Consider the following 8,967-nt stretch of genomic DNA (forward strand, 5'->3'; position numbering starts at 1 on the left):
CCACGCGGCAACAACCGCAACGACGCATCCACGAACTCACCCGCAAGGGCGTCGAGCACCACATCCACACCGGCGCCACCCGACGCGGACGCGAACACCTGCTCGAACTCCGTCGACCGCGACGACCCGATCCGCTCCGGCGCCACCCCCAGGCCCCGCAGCGTCCCCCACTTGCCGGGACTGGCGGTCGCGTAGACAGTCGCACCGAAGTGGTGCGCGAGCTGGATCGCCGCCATCCCGACCCCACCCGCACCCGAGTGGACCAGCACCGACTCGCCGGAGCGCAGACCAGCCAGATCGTGCAACGCGTAGTACGCCGTCAGGAACACCACCGGCACCGACGCCGCCTCAACAAACGACCAGCCGGCAGGGATCCTGGCCACCCGCAACCGCTGAGCCACCACCTGCGGCCCAAACCCAGGCTCGAACAACCCGAACACCCGATCACCCGGGCTCAGGTCATCCACACCCGGGCCGACCTCCAGCACCACACCCGCACCCTCGCTACCCATCACCGCCGACGGATCCGGATACATGCCGAGCGCGATCAGGACGTCCCGGAAGTTCACCCCGGCCGCGCGCACGGCGACGCGGACCTCGCCCGGGGCGAGGGGCTGGGCGGTGCCGGGCAGCGGGTCGACGCCGTCGATCGTGCCCGGGGCGACGGCGGCCACATGCCACAGGTCGCCCTGCGGGGTGAGGGCGTCGCCGGCGGGGCGGGTGACCCGGGGCGCGAGGACGGTGCCGCCCCGGACGGCGAGCTGCCCGCCGGTGGGGGCGGGGTCGGCGGCCACCGCCGCGAGCAGCGCCACCGCCTCGGCGTCCAGCGGGCCGTCGAGGTCGGCGAGCACGACGCGGTCGGGGTGCTCCGACTGCGCCGAACGCAACAGACCCCACACCGCCGCACCCGCCAGGTCGGTCGCCCGGTCGCCGGGCAGCGCCGCCACGGCGTCGCGGGTCGTCACGACGAGCTTCGTGTCGGCGAGGGCGGCGGAGGCCAGCCATGCCTGGACGGCCACGAGGACGTTCGACGTCGTGACCCGGACCAGCCCGGGCAGGTCGCCGCCGGGGGCCTGGTCCGGGGTGCTCCCGGGGGTCCGGTCCGGGGCGGAGCCGGCGTCGCCGGTCGCGCTCGGGCCGGCCGGCAGCAGGACGATGCTCGGCGCGGGCCGGCCCGCGTCGACGGCGGCGGCCAGGGCCGCCACGTCCGGGTACGCCGGCACGTCCGGAAGGTCGACCTCGCCGAGCGCCACCGCGCCCGACACGTCGGCGGCCGGGGTCACGTCCTCGGCGTGCCAGGTGAGTTCGAACACCGACCGGTCGGCGGCGCTGGGGGCGGCGACCCCGGTCAGTTCCCGCAGGACGAGGGAGTCGACGGAGACGACCGGCGACCCGGACTCGTCGGCGGCAACCAGCCGCACCCCGGAACCGGCACGACTCAACCGCACCCGCAACACCGACGCGCCGGCCGCGTGCACCTGCGCACCGGCGAACGCGAACGGCACCCGGGGCCCCGACGCCTCCTCCGCCAACAGCAACCCGATCGGGTGCAGGGCGGCATCCAGCAGCGCCGGATGCAGCCCGAACCGGCCGGCGCTCTCGGCGGCGTCGTCGGGCAGGGCCACCTCGGCGTACAGCTCGCCGTCGCCCGTCCACACCCGTCGGAGCCCCCGGAACACCGACCCGTAGGCCAGCCCGTGCCCGACAAGCGCGTCATACCAACCCGACAGGTCCACCTCGGACACCCCGACCGGCGGCCACGCCCCCACCACCGGCTCCTCGGCCACGGCCGGCTCCAACACACCCTCCGCGTGCCGGACCCACTCCCCATCCCCGTCCCCGTCGGGCTGGGCATACACGGCCACATCCCGGCCGCCGGAGTCGTCGGCCGACCCGACACGCACCTGCACCCGCACGGCCTCGGAGGCCGAAAGCGTCAACGGCGCGGCGATCGTCAACTCCCGCACCCGCGACGCACCCACCTCGTCGCCCGCCCGCACCACCAACTCGACCAGCGCCGCACCCGGCACCACCACCGCACCCGACACCACATGATCGGCCAACCACGAATGCGTCGACACCGACAACCGACCGGTCAACACAACCTCGTCGTCACCCGCCAGGCGCACCGCCGCACCCAACAGCGGATGCCCCGGAGCGGCGAGCCCCGCCCCCGACACGTCGCCCGCGTGCCACGTGCCCGCCTCGGGCCAGAAACGCTCCCGCTGGAACGCGTACGTCGGCAGGTCCACCCGGGACGCGCCGGAGCCGGCGAGGACGGCGGCCCAGTCGACCGGTACGCCGGCCGTGTGCAGGCCGCCGAGCGCGGCGAGGAGCTGGCGGGGGCCGTGCTCGTCGCGGCGCAGCGACCCGACCACGACGCCGCCGGGCTGGCCGTCGGCGGCCCGGTCGAGCGCGTCCTGCACCACCACCTTGAGCACGGGGTGGGGGCTGACCTCGACGAACGTGCGGTAGCCGGCGTCGATCAGCGCGTCCACGACGGGGGCGAGGCGCACCGGTTCGCGCAGGTTCCGATACCAGTAGTCGGCGTCCAGCTCGACGGTGTCGAGGGGCTCGCCGGTGACGGTGGAGTGGAACGCCACCTCGGTCGGGTGGGCCTCGATCGTGCCGAGCGCGGCGGCGAGGTCCTCGCGGACGGCCTCGACGTGCCCGCAGTGCGACGCGTAGTCCACGGCGATCCGGCGGGCCCGGATGTCGCGTTCCGCGCAGGTGGCGAGCAGTTCGTCGACGGGGCCGGCGTCGCCCGACACCACGGTCACGGCGGCGCCGTTGACGGCGGCGACGGACAGGGCACCGGCCCAGGGCGCGATGAGCTGCTCGGTGTCGGCGGCGGACAGCGGCACGGACACCATGCCGCCCAGCCCGGAGATGGCGAGCAGGCCCCGGCTGCGTGCGACGACGAGCCGCATCGCGTCGGGCAGGGTGAGCGCCCCGGCGGCGCAGGCGGCGGCGATCTCGCCCTGCGAGTGGCCGATGACGGCGTCGGGCCGTACGCCGCACGATTTCCACGCCTCGGCGAGGGAGACCATGACGGAGAAGAGCAGCGGCTGGACGACGTCCACCCGGTCCATCGGCGGGGCGTCGGGTGCGCCGCGCAGGACGTCCTCGGGGTTCCAGTCGACCAGCCGGGACAGTTCCGCCGCGCACTGGTCCATCCGGTCCCGGAAGACCGGCGAGGATTCCAGCAGGTCGAGGGCCATCCCGGCCCACTGGGAGCCCTGGCCGGGGAAGACGAAGACGACCTTCGGCGTACCGTCGGGGATGCCGGCGTGGTGGTCGGCCTCGGCGATCGCGGCGAGCCCGGCCAGCGCGGACTCCCGGTCGGCGGCCACGGTGACCTGCCGGTACGGGTGGTGGGCGCGGCCGGTGGCGAGCGAGTACGCGAGGTCGACGAGGTCGAGGGCCGGGTCGTCGGCGAGGCGGGTCCGCAGCCGGGCCGCCTGGTCGCGCAGGGCGCGGGCGCTGCGGGCCGACACGAGCAGCGGTACGGCGTCGGCGGCGACCAGGCCCGGCGACGGTGCCGCCGGGCGTTCGGGGCGGGGCGTCGGGGCTTCAGCGGGGGCCTGCTCGATGATGGCGTGGGCGTTGGTGCCGCTGATGCCGAAGGAGGACACGGCGGCGCGGCGGGGCCGGTCGACGGCCGGCCAGGGCGCGGCGGTGGTGGTGAGGGCGACGGCCCCGGAGGTCCAGTCGATGTGCTCCGACGGCGCGTCGACGTGCAGGGTCGGCGGGACGACGCCGCGCCGCATCGCCATGACCATCTTGATCACCCCGGCGACGCCGGCGGCGGCCTGGGTGTGCCCGATGTTCGACTTGATCGACCCGAGCAGCAGCGGCCGGTCGGCGGGCCGGTCCTGCCCGTAGGTGGCCAGCAGCGCCTGGGCCTCGATCGGGTCGCCGAGGGTGGTGCCGGTGCCGTGGGCCTCGACGGCGTCCACGTCGGCCGGGGTGAGCCGCGCGTTTGCGAGGGCCTGCCGGATGACGCGCTGCTGCGACGGACCGTTCGGGGCGGTGAGCCCGTTGGACGCGCCATCGGAGTTGACGGCGCTGCCCCGCACGACGGCGAGGACCCGGTGGCCGCGCCGCCGGGCGTCGGAGAGGCGCTCGACGAGGAGGATGCCGACGCCCTCGCCCCAGCCGGTGCCGTCGGCGGCGGCGGCGAACGCCTTGCACCGGCCGTCGGCGGCGAGGCCGCCCTGGCGGGAGAACTCGGAGAACATGCCCGGCTGGGCCATCAGCGCGACGCCACCGGCGAGGGCCATGTCGCATTCGCCGGAGCGCAGCGCCTGCGCGGCGAGGTGCAGGGCGACCAGCGACGACGAGCACGCCGTGTCGACGGTGACGGCCGGGCCCTCGAAGCCGAAGGTGTAGGCGACGCGGCCGGAGGCGACGCTGCCGGCGGTGCCGGTGAGCAGGTGCCCTTCGAGCCCTTCGAGGCCGTCGCTGCCGGTGGCGGCGTAGCCGGAGGAGGCCGCGCCGATGAAGACGCCGGTGACGGTGCCGTGGCTGGTGGCGGGGTCGATGCCGGCGTGTTCGAACGCCTCCCACGAGGTTTCCAGCAACAGCCGCTGCTGCGGATCCATCGCCAGGGCCTCACGCGGGCTGATCCCGAAGAACCCCGGGTCGAACTCCGCCGCCTCGTACAGGAAACCACCCTGCCGCGTCGTCGACGTCCCCGCCCGATCCGCATCCGGGTCATACAACGCATCGAGATCCCAACCCCGATCGGCCGGGAAACCACCGATCGCATCCCCACCCGACGCCACCAGATCCCACAACTGCTCCGGACTCGACACCCCACCGGGGAACCGGCAGGACATGCCGACGATGGCGATGGGCTCGTCGGTGCCCGCCGGGCCAGCGGCGCGGGCGGCGGCCGGGGCGGCGCTGGTGGTCTCGCCCAGCCGCTCGTGCAGGTGCTCGGCCAGGCGCTCCGGCGTCGGATAGTCGAACACCAGCGTCGCCGTCAACCGCAGCCCCGTCGCCGAGGCCAACCGGTTACGCAACTCCACCGACGTCAGCGAGTCGAACCCCAACTCCTTGAACGCCCGCCCACCCGCAACCGCCTGCGCCGACGCGTGCCCCAACACCGCCGCCGCCTGACCACACACCAGCTCCACCAACAACCGACGCGCCTCGTCCCGCGAGAGCCCGACCAGCCGCTCGGACCAGCCCGAGCCGGCCCCGGCCCGCACGGCACCCGCCTGGCGGCGTCCGCCGGCGCGGGCGAGCAGCCGCAGGATCGGCGGCACCTGGCCGGCGTCCCCGGTGATGCGGAGGCGGGCCGCCGCGATCGCCGGCAGGGCCCTGGCGGTGGCCGCGTCGAGGAGGGCCGCGCCCTCGTCCGCGGTGAGGCCGGTCATGCCGAGCCGCCGCAGCCGCTGCGCGTCGTCGCGGTCGAGGTGGGCGGTCATGGCGCTGGTGGTGGCCCACATGCCCCAGCCGATGCTGGTCGCCGGCAGGCCCTGGGCGCGGCGGTGCTGGGCGAGGGCATCCAGGAACGCGTTCGCCGCCGCGTAGTTGCCCTGACCCGGCGAACCCAACGTCGCCGCGATCGACGAGAACACCACGAACGCCGACAGATCCAACCCCGCCGTCGCCTCGTGCAACGCCCACGCACCGTCCACCTTCGGCCCCATGACCGCAGCCACGCCGTCGGCGGACAGGGACGTGACCACCGAATCGGCGAGGACCCCCGCGCAGTGCACCACGGCCGTCAACGGGTGGGCCGGGTCGATGCCGGCGACCAGGTCCGCCACCTGCCCCGCGTCGGCAACATCCACCGACACCGCGCTGACCTGCGCGCCCGCCCCGGTCAGGTCCGCCACCAGCGCCGCATAGTCGGAACCCTCGACCGGCAACCGACGCGACGCCAACACCAACCGACGGCTCCGGCCGGACTCGACCAGGTGCCGGGCGACGACCCCGGCCAGGGTGCCCGAGGCACCCGTGACCAGCGTCGTGCCCTCGGCATCAGCAGGCACCGGAACCGTCAGCACCACCTTGCCGACATGCTTCGCCTGGCTCAGGTGCCGCAACGCCTGACGGGCCTGCCGCACATCCCACACCCGCACCGGCAACGGCGACAGCGCACCACTCTCGAACAACGCCAACAACTCGCCGAGCATCTGCCCGATGCGTTCGCTGCCCGCCTCGTTCAGGTCGAACGCCTGGTAGGCGACCCCCGGGTGCAGCTGCGCGACCGCGTCGGCGTCGCGGATGTCGGTCTTGCCCATCTCGACGAACCGGCCACCACGCGGCAACAACCGCAGCGACGCATCCACGAACTCACCCGCGAGGGCATCAAGGACCACGTCCACACCGGCCCCACCGGACGCGGACGCGAACACCGCCTCGAACTCCGTCGACCGCGACGACGCAATCCGCTCCGGAGCCACCCCGAGGCCCCGCAGCGTCCCCCACTTGCCGGGGCTCGCGGTCGCGTAGACGGTCGCGCCGAAGTGGTGCGCGAGCTGGATCGCCGCCATCCCGACCCCACCCGCACCCGAGTGGATCAGCACCGACTCACCCGACCGCAGACCCGCCAGATCGCGCAACGCGTAGTACGCCGTCAGGAAGACCAGCGGGACGGATGCGGCCTCGGCGTAGGACCAGCCGGCGGGGATCCTGGCCACCCGCTGCCGCTCGGCGACGACCTGCGGGCCGAAGCCCGGCTCGAACATGCCGAACACCCGGTCGCCGGGCGCGAGACCGTCGACGCCGGGGCCGACCTCCAGCACCACACCCGCGCCCTCGCTGCCCATCCGGGCCGCCGCGTCCGGGTACATGCCGAGCGCGATCAGGACGTCGCGGAAGTTCACGCCGGTGGCGCGTACGGCGATGCGGACCTGCCCGGCCCCGAGCTTCGCGGCCGGGGCGGCGACCAGGTCGACGCCGTCGATCGTGCCGGGGGCGACGGCCGCGAGGTGCCAGAGGCCCGACGCCGGGGGCGTCAGCTCGTCGCCGGTCAGCCGCGTCAACCGGGGTACGCGCACCGCGCCCTCGCGGACGGCGAGCTGCCCCCCGGTGGGGGCGGGGTCGGCGGCCACCGCCGCGAGCAGCGCCACCGCCTCGACGTCGAGCGGGCCGTCGAGGTCGGCGAGCACGATGCGGTCGGGGTGCTCCGACTGCGCCGAACGCAACAGACCCCACACCGCCGCACCCGCCAGATCCACCACCCCGTCCTCGTCCCGCACCACCACGGCACCCCGGGTCACCACCACCAGACGCGAATCGGCGAGCACATCGGCGGCAAGCCACCCCTGCACCACACCCAACACATCCGCGACGACATCCCGCACCGCGCCCGGAACAGACGTCCCCGCAGCGGCGACGGGCAGCAACACGAAAGCCGGGGCGGGTTGCCCCACCTCCACGGCCGCCACCAGCGCCGGCACGTCCGCGTACGCGGGCACGTCGTCGGGCAGCCCGGCGTCGCCGAGCGCCACCCAGCCGGAGCCGTCGGCGGCGGGGGCGACGTCCTGCGGCTGCCAGGTCACCTCGAACAGGGAACGGTCGGCCGCGCTCGGGGTCGAGACGGTGCCCATCTCCCGCAGGACGAGGGAGTCGACCGAGACGACCGGCGACCCGGACTCGTCGACGGCAACCAGCCGCACCCCGGAACCGGCACGGCTCAACCGCACCCGCAGCGCACGGGCACCCGCCGCATGCACCTGCACACCGGTGAACGCGAACGGCACCCGAGGCCCGGTGCCGGTGCCGGCGTCGAGCAGCCCGATCGGGTGCAGGGCGGCATCCAGCAGCGCCGGGTGCACCCCGAAGCCGGTGGCGTCGGCCGCCGCCTCGTCGGGCAGCGCGACCTCGGCGTACACGTCGCCGTCGGGGTTGGTCCACACCCGGCGCAGCCCCTGGAACACGGGCCCGTACGCCAGGCCGTGCTCCGCGAACGCCGGATACCAGCCGGCCAGTTCCGCCTCGGTCGCCCCGGCGGGCGGCCAGGCGCCGACGGTCGGTTCCTCGGCGGCGGCCGGCTCCAGCACACCCTCGGCGTGCCGGATCCACTCCGCGTCCGGCTCGTCGTCGGGCTGGGTGTGCACCGTCACCTCGCGGGCACCGGAGTCGTCGGCCGCGCCGACGCGCACCTGCACCCGCACGGCCTCCGAGGCGGGCAGGGTCAGCGGCGCGGCGATCGTCAACTCCCGCACCCGGGAGGCACCCACCTCGTCGCCGGCCCGCACCACCAGCTCGACCAGCGCCGTGCCCGGCATAACCACCGCGCCCGCGACGACGTGGTCGGCCAGCCACGGGTGCGTCGACACCGACAGCCGACCCGTCAGCACCGCCTCGTCGTCACCGGCGAGGCGCACCGCCGCACCGAGCAGCGGATGCCCCGCCACGCCCAGGCCGGCGGCCGACACGTCGCCCACCTGCCACGTGCCCGCCTCGGGCCAGAACCGCTCCCGCTGGAACGCGTACGTCGGCAGGTCCACCCGGGACGCGCCCGTGTCGGCGAACCACGACCGCCAACCCACCGACACCCCGTGCACGTGCAGCTCCGCCAGAGCGGCCAGCAGACCGGCGACCTCCGGCCGATCCCGACGCTGAGCGGCCACCGCCACCACGTCCCCGCCGTCGGGCACGGCGTCCGCCGTCAACGCCGTCAACACACTCTGCGGGCCGACCTCCAGGAACGTGTCCACCCCCGCAGCCCGCAACGCCGCCACCCCGTCGGCAAACCGCACCGCCTCCCGCACATGCCGCACCCAGTAGTCAACGCCACAGATCTCGTCAGGATCGGCCAGCGCCCCAGTCACGTTCGACACGACAGGCAGCTCGGGCGCGGCGAAGGTCAGCCGCGACAGCACCGCCCGGAACTTCGCCAGCATCGGCTCCATCAACGGACTGTGAAACGCGTGACTCACCGCCAACCGACGGGTCCGCACCCCCCGACCCCGCCACGCCCGCTCCACCACGTCCAAGGCGTCC

General features: G+C 75.0%; 1 protein-coding gene. It reads right to left on the reverse strand.

Annotation, left to right across the window (positions count from 1 at the left end):
- A partial coding sequence (locus GA0070558_RS32025; protein ID WP_141722409.1) for a type I polyketide synthase occupies positions 1-8,967 on the reverse strand: 8,967 nt, incomplete at both ends.

Origin of the sequence: Micromonospora haikouensis, from assembly GCF_900091595.1 — a bacterium.
GTDB classification, from domain to species: Bacteria; Actinomycetota; Actinomycetes; order Mycobacteriales; family Micromonosporaceae; genus Micromonospora; species Micromonospora haikouensis.